At 39.2% G+C, this 22514-nt stretch carries 14 protein-coding genes; 8 read left to right on the forward strand and 6 right to left on the reverse strand.

Features of this window, described 5'->3' with window-relative positions; translation table 11 throughout:
• Positions 1-129: 129 nt before the first annotated feature.
• The 4 genes from A6E03_RS03030 to A6E03_RS03045 form a co-directional block, all read right to left on the reverse strand.
• The gene (locus A6E03_RS03030) at positions 130-1968 is read right to left on the reverse strand and encodes a long-chain fatty acid--CoA ligase (protein WP_065594183.1); all 1839 of its coding nucleotides are present in this window, start codon (positions 1966-1968) and stop codon (positions 130-132) included.
• A 246-nt stretch (positions 1969-2214) separates the two neighbouring features.
• On the reverse strand, positions 2215-3189 hold the full coding sequence (gene leuO, locus A6E03_RS03035; protein ID WP_065594184.1) for a transcriptional regulator LeuO: 975 nt from the start codon (positions 3187-3189) through the stop codon (positions 2215-2217).
• A 332-nt stretch (positions 3190-3521) separates the two neighbouring features.
• On the reverse strand, positions 3522-5939 hold the full coding sequence (locus A6E03_RS03040) for a bifunctional aspartate kinase/homoserine dehydrogenase II (RefSeq protein ID WP_065594185.1): 2418 nt from the start codon (positions 5937-5939) through the stop codon (positions 3522-3524).
• The gene (locus A6E03_RS03045) at positions 5939-7105 is read right to left on the reverse strand and encodes an O-succinylhomoserine (thiol)-lyase (protein WP_065594255.1); all 1167 of its coding nucleotides are present in this window, start codon (positions 7103-7105) and stop codon (positions 5939-5941) included. The genes A6E03_RS03040 and A6E03_RS03045 overlap by 1 nt, the downstream gene beginning before the upstream one ends.
• A 253-nt stretch (positions 7106-7358) precedes the next feature.
• On the opposite strand from A6E03_RS03045, the gene metJ reads away from it, so the two are divergent.
• The 5 genes from metJ to pulA all read left to right on the forward strand — a co-directional run bounded on the left by metJ (position 7359) and on the right by pulA (position 16243).
• Positions 7359-7679: a met regulon transcriptional regulator MetJ gene (gene metJ / locus A6E03_RS03050; protein ID WP_012551189.1), complete on the forward strand. Its 321-nt coding sequence runs from the start codon at positions 7359-7361 to the stop codon at positions 7677-7679.
• Between the two features lie 118 nt (positions 7680-7797).
• A complete protein-coding gene (locus A6E03_RS03055; protein ID WP_065600145.1) occupies positions 7798-9819 on the forward strand; it encodes an alpha-amylase family glycosyl hydrolase in 2022 nt (673 codons plus the stop codon).
• Between the two features lie 396 nt (positions 9820-10215).
• Positions 10216-11553, forward strand: a complete 1338-nt coding sequence (locus A6E03_RS03060) for a carbohydrate porin (protein WP_172794768.1) — start codon at positions 10216-10218, stop codon at positions 11551-11553.
• Positions 11554-11625: 72 nt separating this feature from the next.
• Positions 11626-12450, forward strand: a complete 825-nt coding sequence (locus A6E03_RS03065; RefSeq protein ID WP_065594187.1) for a MalM family protein — start codon at positions 11626-11628, stop codon at positions 12448-12450.
• A 205-nt stretch (positions 12451-12655) separates the two neighbouring features.
• Entirely contained in the window at positions 12656-16243 is a 3588-nt protein-coding gene (gene pulA / locus A6E03_RS03070) for a pullulanase-type alpha-1,6-glucosidase (protein WP_065600162.1), read from the forward strand.
• A 96-nt stretch (positions 16244-16339) separates the two neighbouring features.
• On the opposite strand, the gene A6E03_RS03075 is transcribed toward pulA, so the two are convergent.
• A complete protein-coding gene (locus A6E03_RS03075; RefSeq protein ID WP_065594188.1) occupies positions 16340-17587 on the reverse strand; it encodes a malic enzyme-like NAD(P)-binding protein in 1248 nt (415 codons plus the stop codon).
• A 234-nt stretch (positions 17588-17821) separates the two neighbouring features.
• Complete coding sequence (gene rpmE / locus A6E03_RS03080; RefSeq protein WP_012551187.1) at positions 17822-18040, reverse strand: 50S ribosomal protein L31; 219 nt, start codon at positions 18038-18040, stop codon at positions 17822-17824.
• Positions 18041-18277: 237 nt separating this feature from the next.
• On the opposite strand from rpmE, the gene priA reads away from it, so the two are divergent.
• The 3 genes from priA (at position 18278) to A6E03_RS03095 (ending at position 22435) form a co-directional block, all read left to right on the forward strand.
• Entirely contained in the window at positions 18278-20479 is a 2202-nt protein-coding gene (priA, locus tag A6E03_RS03085; RefSeq protein ID WP_065600163.1) for a primosomal protein N', read from the forward strand.
• A 192-nt stretch (positions 20480-20671) separates the two neighbouring features.
• Positions 20672-21679 carry a DNA-binding transcriptional regulator CytR gene (cytR, locus tag A6E03_RS03090; RefSeq protein ID WP_065594189.1) on the forward strand — a complete coding sequence of 336 codons (1008 nt, stop codon included), beginning with the start codon at positions 20672-20674 and terminating at the stop codon, positions 21677-21679.
• 180 nt (positions 21680-21859) lie between these two features.
• Positions 21860-22435 carry an SPOR domain-containing protein gene (locus A6E03_RS03095; RefSeq protein ID WP_065594190.1) on the forward strand — a complete coding sequence of 192 codons (576 nt, stop codon included), beginning with the start codon at positions 21860-21862 and terminating at the stop codon, positions 22433-22435.
• Positions 22436-22514 lie beyond the last annotated feature (79 nt).

Genomic DNA, 22514 nt, shown 5'->3' on the forward strand with positions numbered 1-22514 from the left:
AAATTCAAAATAAAAAGAGATAATAAAAAATAACACCACCATATTAAGGTAGCTAATGATCTCATTTTTTATAGGCATAAAAAAACCAGTCTAAATAGACTGGTTTATACGCTCTAACTAAAAGAAAATTTACTTATCTTTTTTCTCTTGCTTTTCGCTATACATCTCATCAATTTCGTTTTGGTAACGTTCACTGATCACTTTGCGACGCAACTTTTGAGTTGGTGTTAATTCACCTTTATCCATCGAGAATGATTTAGATAATAGCGTGAATTTTTTCACTTGCTCAAAACGAGCCAGTTCTTTTTGTAGATTTGCCACTCGTTTTTCTAGCATCTCAACAATTTCACTGTGCTTAACTAAATCCATACGGTCATGATAAGCAATATTTAACTCTTTAGCGTATTCTTCTAATGCATCGTAACAAGGGACAATCAATGCTGAAACAAATTTACGAGTGTCCGCAATAACTGCAATTTGTTCGATAAAGTGATCTTTACCGATAGCACCTTCAATCACTTGCGGTGCTATATATTTACCACCTGACGTTTTCATAAGCTCTTTAATTCGGTCAGTAATATATAAATTACCTTCCTTATCAAACTCACCAGCATCACCCGTTTTTAAGAAGCCATCTTCTGTAAAGTTTAGAGCGGTTTCTTCTGGTTTATTATAATACCCTTTCATAACCATTGGGCCACGAACTAGGATTTCATTCTTTTCACCAATTTTAACTTCAGCGCCAGGCATTAATGTACCAATAGAGTCTGGATGAAACTTACCATCTTCCCAACATGAAATAGTGGCAGTGGTCTCTGTCATGCCATAGCCCAATTTAACATTAACGCCAAGAGCATGGAAAAAACGACCAATGGTTGCATCTAATTTAGCGCCTCCACAAGGCATGAAATTAATATTCCCACCTAGGATCATGCGTAATTTAGAGAGAACTAATTTATCTGCCACCTTATAAGCTTGCTTTAGAGCCCATGATGGTTCTCGACCTTCTTGTTTACACACCGACATTTTTGCTCCCATGTTTACCGCCCAAGTAAACATCACCTTACGATGAGCAGGAGCACGAGATACTTTTTCATGTACTGTTGAAAATATTTTCTCATAGAAACGAGGAACCGCACACATTACCGTTGGTTTCACTTCTGTTAGCGCTTCTTTAATTAGGTTTGTATTTGGTAAATAACAGTTTACAGCACCTTTGTATAAAACATAAAAAGTCCAAGCACGCTCAAATACATGAGAGAGAGGTAGAAAACATAACGATACATCTTGCTCAGTTAACGCTAAGTTTGTGTTATGCCCAGCTAACTGAGAGCCAATATTAGTGTAATCTAGCATTACCCCTTTTGGCTCCCCTGTTGTGCCAGAGGTGTAGATCAACGTAAGTAAATCATCCATCTCAGCCGTATCAAGACGGTGAGTTAATTCTTCTTGATGTAATTCACTTGCTGTTGATACGAAGTCATTCCATGAAACACCCGCTTCATGATCATTTAAATCAATATCATCACTTAACGCTACAATATGAGTCAATTGTGGACATTGTTCAAAAATTACAATAGCCGAATTATATTGCGCTTGTTCACCTACAAATAATATACGGATATTAGCATCATTAATGACATAGGCCGCTTGTGTTGGTGTATTCGTCGGATAAATTGGAACAGGGACTGAACGTAATTGCATAGTTGCAAAATCAGCAACCGTCCAACGAGGCATGTTATTGGCAAAGATCCCTACTTTCTCTTGTATTTTCAATCCATGAGCTAATAATGCCAAAGATAGAGTATCCATTTGTTGGCCAAACTCACCCCAAGTAATATCACTCCATGCTGAGCACTGAGTATCACTCCAAGCACCACATTTACGTTCACGTAATGCAGTGTCATTTGCTCTAGTTGCAATGTGCTGGCGGATCTCTTTTACAATATGTAGGTTTTGAATAGTCATCTCGTATCACCTTTAGGCTTACAGGTGTAAGCTATAATCTGCACAAATTGTACAAGTGGTAATAAAAAAGGCAACTGTTTCTCTGTATAAAATGTAAGTATTGTTGTGTGAAACTCATTTCAAGATAACTCTATTAACAAAATAATTATTTAAACTCTACATTCTGTTTATATCGTATGTATACCAACAAAAAAGGCAGCCATTTATAGGCTGCCTTAATCTCGTTTTTTAGTATGAAAACATGGTTTAAAACATCATTCCTTTGCTTGAAGCAACGACTTCCTCACCACAGATAAGCATTAATTGATCTCTCATCCAAATATGACCTTTGTCTTTTTGGTATGAATCATGCCAGCTTAAGTAGCCACGAATGCTTTTTGATTCGATTGGCAGCGGTAATATCATCAATTGTTCGCGATTCTGCATTGAGCTCACTAACCATTTAGGCGCTACTGTTATTAAATCTGATTGAGATACAACATACAGAACATTACTGATGCTTGCGCCTTTATAGGCCTGTTCATACAGAGAATCCATATAAAGATGATCAGCAAATCCTTTTGTATTTTCAACACGAGCAGGAACCGCGTGTTTTTCGTTTGCTAATTGTTCTTTCGTAATCCCGCCTTGAATACGCGGGTGATTAACTGAAGCAACAACAACTAATTCATCCGTAAATAGTTCAGTGCTCATGTAGCCAGGTTCATCAAAACGCACGTAATCAATCACAAAGTCTACTTCTTGATATCGTAATTTTTGAGCGATATCTAGATCATATTCACCTGATAGCTTTAAACTAATATGAGGTGCTTTTTGTTGAATATCTCTCAAAATACGTGGGGCAAAGCGCATGTCTGATGGGCTGCAAATTGATAGCTTAAATTGTCTTGCTGAGCTTTCAGGAACAAACGTAGAACTAGGCAGTTCATTTTTAACTAATTGTAATGCTTGGCGCATTGGTGCAAACAATTGACGAGCTCGTTGAGTTGGTTGAATTCCACGGCCATGACGAATAAATAATTCATCATTAAACATTATCTTTAATCGAGATACCGCATTACTAACCGCAGGTTGTGACATACCTAAATTTTGCGCTGCTCGAGTAATATTTTGCTCTTGCATTACAGCATCAAACACCGTCAATAAATTTAAATCGACACTACGTAATACTTGTTCTGAACTTGTTATTGATGTTGATTCTTGGGTAGGTTCTGTACTCATGGATGACTCTCTCAATCGGCAGTTTAATTCAAATTAAATAACAGAGAATGACTACAGGTCTTATTGTTATGTCGAGATATTGACCCTGTATATATTAGCCACTACTCAATTATCATCACTGAATATATTTTTAAAATCCATAGCACTAAAAGAATTTTAATTTTAATTTATGCTTAATTAACATGAGTAATTAAATATTATCTATAAATCAGTCAATTAAGAAAAAACATAAAATAATCTAAACTTACCCCAATTCCGTTTTTTCCTACAAAATCAACAAAAAAGCCATGCAAACCTGCATGGCCAATCAATATTAGTGAACATTAACTAGGTTAAAAAAGAGCAGCTATTCGATTTAAATCAGATTGAATTGCACCAGCAGTTACTTCCCTTCCTGCCCCCGGGCCACGAATAACTAATGGATTATCTTTATACCATTTACTTTCAATCGCAAAGATATTATCGCAAGGTAATAAGTTAGCTAATGCATGATGATCAGAAAGAGCTTCGATACTTACTGTTGCACTGCCATCTTTATTTAAACGAGCAACATAGCGCAATACTTTCTGCTCTCTTTGGGCTTTTTCTAAACGCTCAAATAAGGCGTTATTGATCAGCTCACCTTTCGCTAAAAAATCATCCAAACTGACATCTTTCAATTCAACAGGAACGAGAGATTCTACTTTTACTTGAGTTGGTTCGATTTTCAATCCAGCTTCACGCGCTAAGATCACCAATTTTCTCATGACATCAGAACCATCTAAATCATTTCTAGGATCTGGTTCAGTTAGGCCTTGTTGCCAAGCGAGATCAACTAGCTCAGTAAACGGAACATCACCATTATATTGTTGGAACAACCAAGATAATGTCCCTGAAAAAATACCAGATAAAGCTATTATCTCATCACCACTTTCACGTAAATCCCTTACTGTGTGGTTAATAGGGAGTCCCGCTCCGACGGTCGCATTATATAACCAATGACGACCTGTTTTTGTAAACGCATCAATCACGGCTTGGTATTCATCGCTTGGTGCAGAGCCAGCCACTTTATTTGCAGAGATCAAATGTATCCCTTGCTCCGCAATTTTACTGTATTGCTGTGATAACTCTGGACTTGCCGTTACATCTAAAACAACAACATCATCGTACCCTTGAATTGCACCAATTTTTTCGATCCAATCAAAATTGTCATAAGGAACCGCTTCATCATCAAACTTTTCAACAATTGAGCCGCTATCTAAGCCATCGAAATCAAACCAATTACGATGGCGATCGATAACACCAATTAACGAAAATTGCATTCCGTGACGTTTTTCAAGATGGCGCTTTTGTTGAGTAAAAAGCGATAACCACTGAGATCCTATATTTCCATGACCACATAAGACTAAGCCTACTCTTTTTTGCGCTTGAAATAGGTGTGTATGCATCGCTTTAATAATTGACGTTGTATCCACTTTACGCAAAATCGCAACCAAGCTTAATCCTGATTCTGATTCACATACAAACTCTAATGGGCGATTCTTTAATTGATGATAAAAACCATGACTATGAATGGCATTACTTGTCACGCCAGCCCCAACGGCTGCAACCATTGAGTAGCCTTCCTTTAATTTAATTTCAGCATGTACCGCCGAGTTTTGTAGCACATCTAATGATTCATTAACGACTTCAGAGGTATACGCCAATAAAAGCGTATATTGATCATCTTGTACTTCCAATGCTAGAGGCTGTAACTGAGAACGAGTAAGTAAAGAAAGGACTTCTTGTTTTGCTCGTTCAAAATCTTGCCCACGACCAAAACCTAATTGGATTAAATACACATCTTCTAATGAAGTGACGATTTTTGCACCACGACCAGAAGCTAATACTCGCTCAATACGAGTAGAACCAGATTCAGGTTGATAACTACAACGCAAACTCAAATCCAATGCACTTTGCGCAACGGGTTGTAACGTTCTGCTGTGTAATACAGGAGCCGCTAATCGAGCCAACTCACTCGCTTCATCTAAACGCAGTAGAGGCAGTAAACAAGCATCTTCCACTTTACGAGGATCGGCACTAAATACTCCAGCGACATCACTCCAAATAGTAACGCGAGAGACTTCAGCCAATGCCCCTATCATGGTCGCTGAATAGTCAGAGCCATTACGACCAAGCAGAACGGTTTCTCCTTTTTGGTCGCGAGCCATAAATCCAGTAATCACGATTCGTCCATGGGGGTGCAACGCTATTTGATCTTTAAATAATGGCCATGATAATGCGCGATCAACCTCAGGTTGACAGCCTCGCTCTGCTCTTAAAAAAGAACGTGAATCTAAAGGTATCGCTTGCAAATCAATTTGATTTAAATAGGCAGAAAGTAATCGAGATGACCATACTTCTCCATGACCAAGAATATCCGCTTGTTGGACCTCAGTTAGTGGCGCGTGCAATTGGCCAATAGCAATCAGCTCTTTATGCAGTAGCTCAAGTAGTGGTTCCGCATTTTCAGCGCTAAGTAATTCTGAAATCAGCTCTTGTTGGTACTTACGTAAAGATTCCAAGATTTCATGTGCTAATCGGCCATCTTTTAATAAACCATCGAACCATTCTAAAATTCGGTTTGTCGTATTGCCCGCAGCAGACACGACAACCAGATCATGCTCACTTGAGTATTCTTTTAAAATAGTCGCGACACGACGATAGCATTCTGGATCGGCAAGGCTACTGCCACCAAACTTATGTAACTGACGTGGTACTAATCCTGTCATTACTTCACCTCTGCAGCAATAACGAAGGCTTGTTTCAGATCCGCGATAAGATCACGACTGTCTTCTAACCCAACAGAGATACGTAATAGTGTTGGAACTAAACCCGCTTCAGCTTGTGCTTCATCCGACATAGCTCGATGAGTCATGGTGCCAGGGTGAGCAATTAAACTTTCTACACCACCAAGAGATTCTGCTAGAGAAAAATATTTCAACGCTCTGACAAATACCTTCAATTGCTCTAATGAACCATTTAATTCAAAACTTAACATCGCACCAAAACCAGTTTGTTGGCGTTTTGCTATTTCATGACCAGGGTGCTCAGGCAAACTTGGATGATAAATTGTACCGACTAATTCTTGCTCTTGAAGACATTTCAATACTTCGATTGCATTCTCTTCATGCACTCGCATACGAGCACTAAGCGTACGAATACCACGCAATGTTAAATAACTATCAAATGCAGTTCCTGTGGCGCCAATACAGTTGCCCCACCATGCAAAATCGTCCGCATGCTCTTGGGTTTTAGCAATTAACACGCCACCAACGACATCAGAATGTCCGTTAATGTACTTAGTTGTAGAATGAAGAACAAAATCAGCACCAAGAGTTAAAGGCTGCTGTAATACAGGAGAAAGAAAGGTGTTATCTACGGCAACTAATGCACCGACTTTTGCGGCTTTTTGACAAATATTCGCAATATCTACCACACGAACTAATGGGTTCGATGGTGTTTCTAATAAGATAAGTTTAGGCTTTTTAGCTAATGCCGCATCCAGAGCATCTTCATTTGATTGGTCAACAAACAAAGTATTGAAGTCACCTTTATTGGCACGACTATTAAACAGTCTGTACGTTCCACCATAACAATCATGAGGCGCAACAATAAGATCATCAGGACCAAGTAACGCAGACACCATAAGATTAAGAGCCGCCGTGCCGCAGTTTGTAACAATCGCCCCCGCACCACACTCTAAATCAGACAAGGTAGTTTCAAGTTGGGTTCGGGTCGGGTTTCCTGAGCGAGCATAATCATACTTAGGAACATCACCAAATTCAGGAAAGCTGTAATTGGTAGATAAGTAGATAGGTGGCACAACCGCATTATGTTGTGAATCAGTTTCAATGCCAGTACGAACGGCAATAGTTGCAGGTTTTCTCTCGCTCATCATTTCCCTTCCAAACTGCTAAGCAGTAGTCTGATACCAATCAATTTAATGAGATATAAAGCAGTAATTTTCTACTCTTCTATCTCAGATGACTGATATAATCTAATCCATAAGTTATATTCTTCTACTCTACCATCACAAAATGAGACGTCAATACTTCTAGACGTCTATATATCTTTGCTTATAGCCGTAAATATCGCTAGAATTAAGCCATCGTATTTTAAACAACAATAATTCAGAACGAAGGTGAGCAATGGCTGATTGGAATGGTGACTATTTAAGTCCTTATGCCGAGCATGGTAAAAAAAGTGAACAGGTAAAAAAAATTACCGTGTCAATTCCAACGAAGGTACTTCAAATACTTACTGATGAGCGAACTCGTCGTCAAGTAAGTAACCTACGTCACGCAACAAACAGTGAATTGTTGTGTGAAGCATTTCTTCATGCTTATACAGGGCAACCTTTACCAACAGATGAAGATCTACGTAAAGACCGTCCCGATGATATTCCAACAGAAGCGAAAGCCTTAATGACCGCTATGGGCATTGAATTCGAAGCATTTGATGAAGAATAAGTAACTCTTTATCTCCTCCTGCTGTCTCCTCCTTCTTTTAAACAAATTAGGAGGATTACATTTCTATTTGCTTATTAAATAATCACAGTGCCCTACTTATAATTATAAAGGACTTACTGTGAAAAATAAGATAGCAAAAGCAGCAATAGCACTCGCTATTACTTCTATATTGAGCGCATGTAGCTCAACCTCAGAAACAACACAAATAACCTCTACCTATCAATGCAATCCACAAATGATGGAAGAAAGTAATCATTTACGCATCTACCAAATCATGGTGGAAAGCTTTGTTGATGGTGATAACAGCATTGGTCATGGCACAGGTTACGGCCCGAGTCATCATAATGGTGATCTACAAGGGATCATTGATTCATTAGATTACATTCAATCATTAGGTATGAACGCCATTTGGATGACGCCTATTTTTGAATCCGCACCAATTGAAGGCCAAGACCATTGGGCTGATAAGCTGGATGCAACCGGCTATTTCGCAACTGATTTCTTCAAAATTGATCCTCGTTTTGGCACATTGGAAAAGGCTAAAGAATTAGTAGAAGAAGCTCATAAACGCGGGATCTATGTCTTATTTGATGGCGTATTTGGACATCATAAAGAAGGGTTAATTAAGCCATCACCATCAGGCTTGCTTCCTAGTGGTAGCAATAATCCTGTTGATTACCCTGCCAGTGAAGATTTTTATTCTGAAGTCGCAGCTTATTGGATTTCTGAATTAAAAATCGATGGCTGGCGATTAGATCAAGCTTACCAAGTCCCTACAGAATCGTGGGTAAACATCAGAAAATCCGTTGATAACGCATCAAAAAACACAACGTATACGAATAATAAAGGTGAACAAGTTAACCCTCTCGGTTACATGGTGGCAGAGATCTGGAATAACGAAAACTACATTACAGAAACAGGTTATGGAGAAGAAGGGAACCCAGCATTATGCTCTGCATTCGATTTTCCTTTGCGTTTCCGAGTGACTGAAACCTTTGCAGTCAATGAAAGTAGCGTGGGAAATAAAGGGGGCGAATGGCTTAATGAGGGAATGCAAATGCATGAACTCTACCCTTCACACGCCACTCCAAATCTAATGCTAGGAAACCATGATGTCGTTCGCTTTGGTGATTTATTACAACGTGGTGATATTGCCGAGCCAAGTGAGAGTAATTATTGGTTACGTCATAAAGCTGCTCTTTCCTTTCAAGCTGCTTATACCGGCCCTATCACTCTTTATTACGGAGATGAAATTGGCGATCAAATTGATGGTTTCTCTAACAAAGAAAATAAAGACACTTGTGCCATTAAAGGGTTATGTGATGATCATATCGCTCGCTCATCCGCCAAAATAGATGACCTTACTGCAACACTAACACCTGACCAACTTAACTTAAAAAACTACGTCTCAGAGTTAATGACTTTACGTATTGAAAACCCAGCATTATCGGAAGGCGTTAGAACCAATATTATTGCAAATAAAGCGGTATATATAGACCATAAACAAACAGAGAATAATGCAATTATATTTATGGTTAGCACTCAAGAACAAAGCCAAACGCTTTCCCTTGAAGCTGAACAGATAGCGTCAAAAGGTAATTTAGTCGATTTATTAACAGGCCAAATATTTAGCCCTAACGAAGGTGTATATACAATTCCTCTATCTAACTTTGAAAGCCGCTTTTTAAAGATAGAAGAACCAAACTCAGTAGGACCTAAAAAAGCAGAAAAAGAAATAGCGTTGTATGGCAATGGTTTTATGGCTCAGTGTGATAACCCGACGGTAGCTGATACTAACGCCCCAATAAAAGAGACTTTATATCTCGTGGGTGATTTCTCTGATTCTCGTTGGGGCCATAAAGCACAACGTGCTTACCAATATAAGGGCAACAATATTTATCAAATAGTTATCAATGAGAAACGTGGGCCTTATAAAATGCAATACGCAACTAAAGACTGGTCCTCGCAATACACTGCCGATGGTTTATCTCCTAAGTTAGGACAAAACAATGCATTAATTAACGGCGGTTATGGACAAGATACGGCAATATACCTCCCAGAAGGGGGGGATTATGTTTGGAGTTTAGAGTTTACTCCCCAAGGAAAACCGAAATCAATGATGGTTTCTAAATGTAAATAAGCGAATAAAAACTGAACTAACTCTAGCTAATGAGGTCTATCATTAGCTAGATCACATTTCTGATTATTTCCCATTTTCTTTCTTTTCTCTATTTCCGCATTATTTCCGATTTCAAAATATCTTCCTACGTGACTCTTCTCTCATAAATAAATCCAATCCCTCCTACCAAGTGTGATTATTATCAACAGAAGACCTGTTGTTTAATCCCCTCATCCCTAAGCCTACGCCCTCTCTTTCATAAACGAAGGAGGAGTTAAACATCGTGATTTATTTTTAATCTATATCTCGTTCAATAACGACGACGATGTTTACTTTACTTCCCTACACTGCCTTAGTTGAGTAAACATTTTCAAATCAAAATATCCTTTAAAAAGGAAATAGGATTTTAAGATGAAAATGAATAAATACACTTTGCTTGCTGCCGCTGTTTCTACCGCATTACTTTCAGGTGCAGCATTCGCTGAAACAGAAGTTGCATTAGATGTTATCTCTGGTGATGAAGCCGCACCTAAAGTTGAAAAAGTTAATGGTACTGATGTAATTGCAGATGGTTGGGAAGTACACGGTTACGCGTCGATGAACTTCCGTATGGTTGATGGCGAAACAGTAGATACTGAATTTGGTAAACCAGATTACAAAACAGCAGGTACTCACGGAAAAAGTACTAACCAAGTTGAATTCGTAATCAAAAAACACACCGAGCATGCAAATGGTGTTTGGTCTGACTTTGTTGTTCGTTCTGAATACGGCAATGGTAACTCTTACGCTTATTCATCTCCAGGTAGCCAAAAAGACAACACAACAGCACAATTTGAAATCAAAGAAACTTTTGTTGAGATTGGCGGGCTATCATACTTAGGCGAGGACACTTCTATCTGGGGTGGTCAACGTTATCTAAACCGTTCTGCAAGTGCTCTATCTGGTGAGTTCTGGAAACAATCATCAGGTGTTGGTGCTGGTATCCAAACTAAGATCGCTGGTAACACAGCAGGTTTTGCTATTGTTGCAGCTGATACAGATGGTGATATTAATAACGGTCCAGGAGCAGACGGGCGACAAACACTAACATCTCATGACTTATACTATTACGGTGTTGATGTTGGGTTTGGTAGCTTAGATTTTGATTTCAAATACATTACTCAAGCTAACGTAACTGACGATGATGGTATCGGTGCTTCTATCACATTAAACTCTAGCTACTACGGCTTAGATGGTTGGTCACAAACCGCTATCGCTTACGGTAAAGGCGCAGCTCAAAACCGTGGTGTAAACTTTGGTAGCTGGTCAGGTGGTGATGACAATGCTGAATCAATTTTCTTCACTTCTGGTGGTGTAGTTAACATCTCTGAAAACTGGCAAATGGGTTCTGAAGTAACATACTTTGCTGCATTGGATGAGTTATTTGGTGCTAAAGATCTGAAACGCTACATTGTTGCAGCGCGTCCATCATACAAAGTAAATGATAATCTACGCTTAGAAGCGACTGGGTCTTATGCTCACGAAGAAGGTGCTGAAGGTTACTGGGGACGCACTGGTGATGATCTGAAGAGTGATATTATTAACGTTGAATTAGCTGCCGCATTTACTGTTAACGCTGATTACTTTGGTCGTCCACAAATCAAACCATATGTGAGCTACATTACTGCTGACGATGAAGCAAGTGCTAAACAAATTGGCATTAAAGATGGTAAGTCTGAAACAATTATCGGTGTTCACACTGAAATCTGGTTCTAATTACTTTAAAATTAAAGGCAGCCACATCGGCTGCCTTTTTGCGTTTATTTATCGAAATCATGGAGAGCCTTGATGAACACCAAAAAATTATTACTTAGCTTACTTGTCGGGCTTTCTTTAACCGCATGTTCTTCAACTAAAGCCATTCAAGAACCAATCGTTCCTATAGCCTCTTCAGAAGTGTGTTGCAGTGACTTTACTCAATTCCCGTGGATACAACTTAACAGTACTGAAGAGATCGATTTTCAATTAGATACTGATTCTCCTATTGGTCATTTCTCTGATGGAAATAGTTATTTTAATGCTTTTAAATTATCAGAACGTTCAGGAAAAGTGCAATTACGTCTTTCTAGTTTAATGATCAACGATTCGGTAGTTGCTCCGAAACTAATTGCTCTTGATGACCAATTCAATATTGTTAGTACGACAAGTTTAGATCAATTTGATATTAAAACGTCTGATGCTTTTACTCGTACTCAATTTCAATTAAATTTTGACCTTGATGCTTCGAAAACACCTTATTTTATTATTTATTCATCAGAGGCTTATTTAGGCCAATCAATAAAAATAAAGCACCCAGCAAGGATAAGAGCTGAAGAGCTAGGTGAAGCAATGCCAATGGTGACCGATCCTACTTATACCTATAAGCGCTTTGGAAAACTAAAACTATCAGTAAAAACACTGTCTCTACAGGCCTATAAGGTACCAGAAAAACAAGTAAAACCTATTACTCCATTAGCTCAACCAGAGACCCAAACGTTTTACAAAAACGCTATTATTGAAGCTGTAAATACAAACGATATAACGAAAGCTCTTGCCTTATTGGAAGAAGCAAAAGCATTAGGAATTAAAGACGCTGAAACTGTTTTTGTTAACGCATTAAAAAATAAAAAATAAACGGTAAAATATAAACAATAAAAAGCCTTTAAGGACCTACCTTAAGGGCTTTTCCTGCTGATAAAAATAAACAGAACGATATTTTTTAAAGTTAAATAAGTTCTAGTTAAGCCGATCACAATATGTACTTATTAAATAATATTATTCTTATTTTAATTTATAAACCCTACTATTAAATATATGGAAATAATTAAACGTGAATAATATTAATAACACATTAAGAAAATCTTATTTGGCAAAATCTATTTTAACAATAATGACATCTTCAATACTTTTCGGCTGTAATGCTCCTTCTGATGATACAGATGTCCCTATTGAAAAAAATGACGCTATTAAGGTGTATTTTAAATCAACATCTGATAATTACGATAATGCTAGCCTTTATGTTTGGAATGATGACGCTTGTGGTGCTTATGCCGGCGATACTTCTGAAGCTAGTGATTGGAATAAAGGACTAATTCCCGATGGTGAAGATGCTGAACTTGGCGTGTACTGGTCATTAAAGGCAGATAAAGAAAACGCATCTCAATGTATTAATTTTATTCCACGTGTTGGCGAAAATAATGATAAGCCATTAGCAGGCTTTAACGGTAAGGTCGATTTATCTCAAACTAATGCTGATGGTGAAGTATTCACGCAAGAAGGCGTTGCAGCGGTTTACCCTGAACTGATCCCAACAGGTGATATTCCAGCCAATCACGCTCGTGTATATATGAATACACCAGATGGTGATACGAACGCGTTCCGTCTTCATGTATGGAATGAAGGTAGCTGTACCAATCTCGATGATGACAGTTCAGCATGGCCCGGCATTGAATCTTCAGGTATCAGCGATACCTATGGCGTGTACTGGGATATTCCTGTAAACGGCACAGACAACTGCTTAAATATAATTCCAAATAATAAAAGTGATGGTGATTACCAAACTGCCAATCTAAAAATTGAATTTGATAAAACAACCGCTATTGGTAACGCTGCATTTATCTTCAAAGGAACCGATAAAGTCTATTATGAACCTTTCGCAAATAAACCAGAGAATGGGGTTGAGCTTTCAGGTGCAAGCGCTATTTTTGCCAGTGATAATGTTCTTTTAATTAATAGCAAAAACGCGACTAAAATAGAGTTATATTATGCAAAAAATGCTGGAATGACTTTTGATAGTAAAAGCAAAAAAATACTTGGGTCTGATGACGTTATTAGCAGCGGTACATTAAGCAGCTCCGAAGAGTGGAAAGGTTCAGAAGAAAAGCCACATCTAGCGTCTGATTTTATCGCTTTTGATATCGACTTTACTCAATCAGATATCACTTTAAAAGAAGCACTGAAAGGCCAATTGATACTAGTAGCATCAGACGCTACTGGTGTTATTAAAGCAACCGAAGTTCAAGCAGCAAGTGCGTTAGATTCACTGTACGCTAGTCAAGCCGTGAATGAAAAATTTGGTGCTATTATTAATTCAGATGGCAGTACAACTTTCCGTTTATGGGCACCAACCTCTCAATCTGTTGTTTTAGTCTCTTATGACAACAACAAGCAAGAGAGCAAAAAGATCCCAATGATCTTTAATCAAGCAACGGGTAGTTGGGTTGCTGAAAACACAGCACTTGCACATGGTGATTTCTATAAATACGAAGTAACCGTTTATCACCCAGCAACAGATAAGATTGAAACGTACCAAGTAACTGACCCTTACTCATTAAGTCTTTCTACCAACTCCGTATTCAGCCAAGTTATTGATTTAAACAATGCTGAAGTAGTGCCTACAGGTTGGAATAGCCTAACACCTCCCCACTCTCAAAATAACCCTACTGAATTTATTTTATATGAAGCTCACATCCGTGATTTCTCAGCACTAGACCAATCAACACCAACAGATAGCAGAGGTAAATATTCAGCCTTTAGCCAAGCAGATTCAGCACCAGTAAAACATTTAAAGTCACTCTCTGATTCTGGCGTCTCACACCTGCACTTATTACCAACGTTTGATATTGCGACCATCAATGAAGACACAACTCAAGTTGCAAATATTGATGAACCCTTCACTAAGTTATGTGATTTGAAAACAACCATCAAAGACGATAAAGATTTTGGTAGCTACTGTAGCAGCAACGACAGTATCGCATCTGTGTTTACTGCCATGCTAGCAAAAGACTCTCCAGAGAATGCAGTAGTACAACGCTTAAATAGTTACGTAAGAGATGTTGATGGCTTTAACTGGGGTTATGATCCATATCACTATACGGTTCCAGAAGGATCTTATTCAAGTAACCCAGACGGCATGACACGAATTAAAGAGTTCCGTGAAATGGTGATGGCAATAAAGAATGATATCGGCATGAACGTTGTCATGGATATTGTTTATAACCACACCAATGAAGCCGGTGTAAGCAATAAATCGGTTTTAGATCGCATTGTTCCTTGGTATTACCAACGCTTGAATGAAGTGACAGGTAGCGTAGAAAATTCAACCTGTTGTTCAAATACCGCACCAGAAAATGCCATGATGGGAAAATTAATCTCTGATTCATTAGTCGTTTGGGCTCAAGATTATAAAATCGATGCTTTTCGTTGGGATTTGATGGGACATCATCCAAAAACTCAAATCTTAGAAACGCTGGCTGCAGTTAAAGCCGTAGATCCTGATACTTACTTTTATGGTGAAGGTTGGAACTTTGGTGAAGTGGGTAATGATCGTCAATTTACTCAAGCCACTCAAATAAATATGTATGGCACGGGCGTTGGTACTTTTTCCGATCGCTTACGTGATTCTGTTCGTGGCGGTGGCCCATTCGACTCAGAGATGGGATTACGTGAGAATCAAGGATTTGGTAATGGCGCCGCTGTACTACCTAACGAACAAAATAAAACAAGCAAAGAAACCGCACTGCACCTAGCTGATTTAACTCGCTTAGGTATGGCTGGCAACTTATCTGATTACCCTTTTGTTGACAGTAAAAACAAAAATATTAAAGGTTCAGAGTTAGATTACAACGGCCAACCTGCAGGCTACGCAAAAGACGCTTGGGAAGTACAAAACTACGTATCAAAACACGATAATCAAACCTTATGGGATAATAACCAATATAAAATTGGCTATAGTATTTCATCTGAAATTCGAACTCGTATGCAAGCAATTTCATTGGCAACTGCAATGCTAGGTCAAGGGGTTCCATTTACACATATGGGCAGTGAGTTATTACGTTCTAAATCAATGCAACGTGATTCTTATGATTCAGGGGATTGGTACAACCGTGTTGATTTCACAGCACAAAACAATAACTGGGATGTGGGTTTACCTCGAGAAGATAAAGATGGAAATAATTGGGCGGTTATTCAAGACGTAATAACTAATTCAGCCGAGAATGCCACCCCAACAACCGCGAATATTCAAGCAATGAAAGCCTTTTATGAAGAGTTTGCTTCATTACGTGCGTCTTCTGGCCTACTAACTCTAGGTCATGGTGAAGAGATCATTAAACGTGTGAAATTCCATAATACAGGCAGTAATCAAAACGTTGGTGTGATTGTAATGAGTATGGATAACAGTGGAAGCAACTACGATGCCTCGATTGACCAAAATCGTGATGGTCTAGTGGTTGTAGTTAATGCAACTCCAACAGCTCTCAGCGAATTTGCTAACTTTGATGCAACGGGTTATACGCTTCATTCAATCCAAGCAACAAATGGCGCTAAATCAATTGCACGCAACGGTTCAGAAAACTCAAGTGTGACGAACAATAAGTTAAATACTCCAGCCTGGTCTGTTGCAGTTTTTGAAAAACTTCACCATTAATAACAAAAAATACAATAAGTAACCCCTAACAAAAAGGCTTCCTCATCAATGATGTAGGAAGCCTTTTTTATGCTTATAAGAAAAATAAAAAGCGACTTACGCTTCCATATAGTTCTCAGGCATTTCAATACGTGCTACACCTGAATCAACCGCTGCTTGTGCTACAGCTTTAGCCACACGAGGAAGTAAGCGAGGATCCATTGGTTTAGGAATGATGTAACCTTTACCAAATTCTAATTCATCAACACCTGCTGCTTTTAATACTTCAACGGGTACTGGTTCTTTTGTTAACTGACGAATTGCTTCAACTGCTGCTAACTTCATTTCATCATTAATCACGCTTGCACGAACATCGAGTGCGCCACGGAAAATGAATGGGAAACAAAGTACGTTGTTTACTTGGTTCGGGTAATCAGAACGACCCGTACCCATAATTAAATCATTACGAACTTCATGAGCCAATTCTGGTTTAATCTCAGGATCTGGATTTGAACACGCAAATACAACCGGCTTATCGGCCATTAATTTAAGTGCTTCAGGTGGTAGTAGGTTAGGACCCGATACCCCTAAGAATAAATCAGCGCCTTCAATAACATCTTCAAGCGTACGCTTGTCTGTGTTATTTGCAAAACGTTGCTTGTATTCATTAATGTCATCACGGCGAGTGTGAATAACACCTTTGCGATCTAGCATGTAGATTTTCTCACGCATCGCGCCACATTTAATCAGCATTTCCATGCAGGCAACCGCCGCCGCCCCCGCACCTAAACAAACAATGATAGCGTCTTCTAACTTCTTACCTTGAAGCTCGATAGCATTCAACATACCAGCTGCCGTTACAATTGCAGTACCGTGCTGATCATCGTGGAATACAGGGATATCACAACGTTCAATTAAACGACGTTCAATTTCAAAACAATCAGGGGCTTTGATATCTTCTAGGTTGATACCACCAAAAGTATCTGCAATGTTCGCAACCGTATCAACAAACTCATCGATAGTGCGGTGTTTCACTTCAATATCAATAGAATCCAAACCAGCAAAGCGTTTGAAAAGTAATGATTTACCTTCCATAACAGGCTTTGAAGCCAAAGGTCCTAAGTTACCTAAACCAAGAATAGCAGTGCCGTTTGAGATAACTGCAACCATGTTGCCTTTTGATGTGTACTTATAAACATCGTCTGGATTCTTTGCGATTTCACGTACTGGCTCTGCAACACCAGGGCTGTATGCCAGTGCTAAGTCTTCTGCCGTATCTGCAGGCTTAGTCAATGCAATTTCAATTTTACCCGGCGTTGGGTAAGCGTGATAATGGAGAGCTTGTTCGCGAAAATCTTCAGACATGGCCGTTTTCCTGAATGCTAATAATTATAGGAGGATTGTTTCAAAACAGTGAATAGTATAATAGTTGATCTAGCTCAAACTTCATAGTCCTCACTTACAAATCATACCAACAAAAATGGGGGCTTTAATGGCAGATTTTATTCCTTTATTTCAAACAAGAAAGTGATGCGACTCCGAATTTTAAGCATAAAAAAAGGAGTCCTATTGGACTCCTCTTTTATCGGAAATTGGTAATTATTTCTTAGAACCAATTGCACCGAAACGTTTGTTGAAACGATCAACACGGCCGCCAGTATCAACGATACGTTGCTTACCAGTGTAGAACGGGTGACATTCGCCACATACGTCTAGGTGGATTGTGTCTTTGCCTAGCGCTGATTTGAATTCAAATTCATTGCCGCAAGAACAAGTAGCTTTAACAGCTTTGTATTCTGGGTGGATACCTACTTTCATGGGAAAACCTTATAATTTAGGCCGTGTCGCCATCCGAATCTAAGCCGGACACCACACGTCGTGTAACAAAAATAATAAGCATAAATAAATTACACTTACTTAAGGTCGCGTATAATAATGAATCGCAGCCAATCAATCAACTGATCTGTTACTTTTTCCACCGATTATTTTACTCCTTTGCGATATTTTTATCTAAGAGTAGACTATTCATCCTATTATTCCTGATTAATGTTGGCTATGTCCTATTCAATTGCACACGTTTCACTGCCCGTTCCTCTTGACCGTACCTTTGATTACTTAATTAAAGCCGGACAACACCCTGTCATTGGGGGCCGTGTAAAAGTGCCTTTTGGTCGTCAACGCCTTATCGGTATAGTCACAAAATTAAGTAATGACTCTGAATTTGCTCGTGAGAAATTAAAAGGACTAGACTCCGTACTCGATACCGCCTCTCTCTGGTCACCTCATCTTTATAAACTTCTTAATTGGAGTAGCACTTATTATCAATATCCACTTGGGGAAACCTTAGCGAATGCGATGCCTGCGTGGTTACGTAAAGGAAGAGAAGCAAGCTTTGCTGCACTAAAAGCGTGGCAAATTACTGAGCTAGGAAAAAATCAAGATCTTAACAAACTGACTCGAGCACCTAAACAAGCCAAGGCCCTTAACCTTGTTCGTCACCAACAATGCAGTCACGAACAAATGTTGGAAGAAGACATTACTGCTGCAACCTTAAAAGCCGTCGTGGATAAAGGATGGATAGAAGAAATCTCTCTCGCCCCAAAACCAACTTATTGGCAACGTAATGTCGAAATAACACAAGAAAAGCCACAGTTAAATGAAGAGCAAGCCATTGCTATTGCCACGGTTAATGCAAACCCTGAATTTGGGTGTTACCTATTAGATGGGGTAACAGGTTCCGGAAAAACAGAAGTCTACCTTCAATTATTAGAACCTATTTTAAAAGCCGGTCGCCAAGCTCTTATTTTAGTACCAGAAATTGGCTTAACCCCACAAACCATTAATCGCTTTAAACGTCGCTTTAATGTGCCTGTCGATATGATCCACTCTGCACTTAATGATACCGAACGTTTAAATGCATGGTTAGCGGCACGAGATAACCATGCCGGCATCATTATAGGTACTCGCTCAGCACTTTTTACCCCATTTAATGATCTCGGTATTATCATTGTAGATGAAGAGCACGATGCCTCTTATAAACAACAAGACAGCATGAGATACCACGCCCGAGATCTCGCGGTAATGCGTGCAAATTTAGACAATATTCCGATTGTGTTAGGCTCAGCAACGCCAGCTCTAGAGACATTACATAATGCTAAGGTCGGTAAATACCACCATCTCACATTAACCAAGCGCGCGGGTACTGCAATCCCTGCTCGACATGGTGTGTTAGATGTAAAAGGTCTATATCTAAATAGTGGATTATCTGCCCCTTTAATTGCTCAGATGAGAAAGCATTTATCTGAAGGGAATCAGGTGATGTTATTTTTAAATCGTCGGGGCTTCTCCCCTGCACTTATGTGCCATGAATGTGGTTGGATGGCTGAATGTAAACGTTGTGATGCCTTTTATACCTTCCATCAACATAGCAACGAAATTCGTTGTCATCATTGTGGCTCACAACAACCGATTATTCATCAATGCCAAGGATGTGGTTCTACGCAGCTAATTTCAGTTGGCGTCGGTACAGAGCAGCTTGAAACGCAACTCATGAATCTATTTCCTGAGTACAAAACCGTTCGTATTGACCGAGATAGCACTCGCCGAAAAGGCAGCTTAGAGAACTATTTAGACGCAATTAAAAACAACGAATATCAAATACTCATTGGTACTCAAATGTTAGCAAAAGGCCACCACTTCCCTAATGTTACGCTCGTTGGTTTAATTGATGTCGATAGTTCATTGTTTAGTAGTGATTTTCGAGCTCCTGAACGACTCGCACAATTATTCATCCAAGTCGCAGGACGTGCGGGGCGAGCAAGCAAGCCTGGTGAAGTTATCTTACAAACACACCACCCTGAACACTCTTTATTACAAAGCTTATTACATCACGGTTATGGGCACTTTGCGGAATACGCTTTACAAGAACGAAAATTTGCACAATTGCCACCCTACACTCATTTATCTCTGTTTAGAGCAGAAGCAAATAGTAGTGAAAATGTGGAACAGTTCTTACGACAAGTTCGTGATATTTTAGAAAGCCACCCACAATTTCATGATGCAACCCCTGTGCTAGGGCCTATTCCTGCGCCACTGGCACGTCGAGCCGGAAAGTACCGTTGGCAATTGCTGTTTCAAGCGCCAAACCGTACCGTAATGCAATCAATGTTGCGTGGTGCAAAAACCGCGATTGAGCTATTACCATTAGCTAAAAAAGTACGTTGGACTTTAGACATTGAGCCACAAGATCTTAGTTAAAATAAGGCTTTTCTGATTATTATTCATACTAAATAGAAAAAACAATCGACTCTGATGTGAGTCACTTCACAATACAGATGTAATTTTTGTTAAACAACCCGTATTTAAATCTTTATTTTACACATAAAATATCTATTCAAATAATTAGAGCAATCGTTTACTTTAGATTTAAATCAGTTGGAGAGGAATATTATGGCGACAATGAAGGACGTTGCTTTATCGGCAGGAGTATCAACAGCGACCGTATCACGAGCGCTAATGACACCAGAAAAAGTATCATTATCCACCCGTAAACGTGTAGATGGCGCCATCATTGAAACTGGCTACTCTCCAACGACATTAACTCGAACATTACGCCGCAATGAATCAAAAACCATTGTGACGATTGTTCCTGATATCTGCGATCCTTATTTTAGTGAAATTCTAAGAGGTATTGAAGACACTGCGGTTGAAAATGGGTATGTCATATTAGTTGGCGACAGTAGCCAACAAAAAAAACGTGAGCAGTCTTTTGCTAATCTTGTTTACACTAAGCAAGTTGATGGAATGGTTTTATTAGGCTCTGATCTTCCTTTTAATGCCAGTCGCCAAGAACAGAAAAACTTACCTCCTCTTGTCATGGCGTGTGAATATGCGCCAGAATTAGAACTTCCAACCGTTCATATCGATAATCTAACGGCAGCATTTGAAGCCGTAAACTACCTAACCAAATTAGGCCACAATAGAATCGCTGAATTATCTGGTCCAGAAGACTCCGCACTGTGCCAATTTAGACATCAAGGCTACCAACAAGCACTGCGTCGTGCAGGTATCACAATGAATACCTCGTATGTGCATTACGGTAACTTTACTTTTGAAGCAGGTGCGGCAGCCATCGCCCAACTGCTTTCTCTTGCTTCTCCACCAACCGCGGTCTTCTGTCATAATGACGTAATGGCGATTGGTGCAATTCAGAAAGCCAAGCAAATGGGGTTTCGCATTCCTCAAGATATTTCAATTATGGGCTTTGATGATATTGAGTTCTCTCAATATTGTGATCCCCCTTTAACGACTATATCTCAACCTCGTTATGAGATTGGCCGCCAATCGATGATAATGCTTTTAGATTTATTAAAGGGTCATGATGTACGTTCAGGCTCTCGTCTACTTGAATCTTCTTTAGTGCTTAGAGCGAGTACGGCACCCCCAAAAAGCCGTTAACGTAAAGACAAGAATTAATAAGAAGAAAAAGAATAAAACACTAAAGTCACTACTATCAATAGAACTATTTGTTCAAATAGTGACTTTTTACGTACTTTTTTACACAAGTGCTGGTATGCATTCATACAACTGATTACCATGACGTATTCTCTCTGTAATTCTGTATAAAGTAAAAGTATTGTGGCCAATAAAGATTATGTAAAACGTGGACGCTCTCCTAAGAAAGCGACAAAGAAACCAGCCAAGAAAAAAGGGGCTAAACAACCTGCATCGAGTGGATCAACTCCATGGAAAGCGGTTGCTGTTGCTACTCTATTAGTCGCGGTGTTTGGTTATGCCCTTTACTTTCTAAATGACTCTCCTACACCAGAAACTAAATCAACGGTGACCGAAGTTATTCCAGTTAAAGCTAAAAAGAAATCTAACACGGAAGAGATCCCTCCAATGCCAGAAGAGCAATGGAGTTATATGGATGAACTGCCAAATAAAGAAATTGAAGTTAAACAAAAAGAACTGAAAGTTTCTGAAATCCCTTACATCATGCAATGTGGCGCTTATAAAAATCGCTCACAAGCCGAAGAACGTAAAATGAACATCGCGTTCCAAGGACTAACCTCTACAGTTAGACATGCAGAAGGCAGTAGCTGGTTTAAAGTGGTTTTAGGTCCGTATAAATTTAAGCGTGATGCTGAAAAAGATCGCCATAAATTACAACGAGCTAAAATAGAGCCATGCGCTATCTGGAAAGATCAGTAGCCCTCAGCATAAAAAGTCGTAATAACATCACACATTTCCCAAAAGGAGCACATCAAGTGCTCCTTTTTCTATTCTCCTC

It is taken from the genome of Aliivibrio sp. 1S128 (genome assembly GCF_001691065.1).
In the GTDB taxonomy this organism is placed as follows: Bacteria; Pseudomonadota; Gammaproteobacteria; order Enterobacterales; family Vibrionaceae; genus Aliivibrio.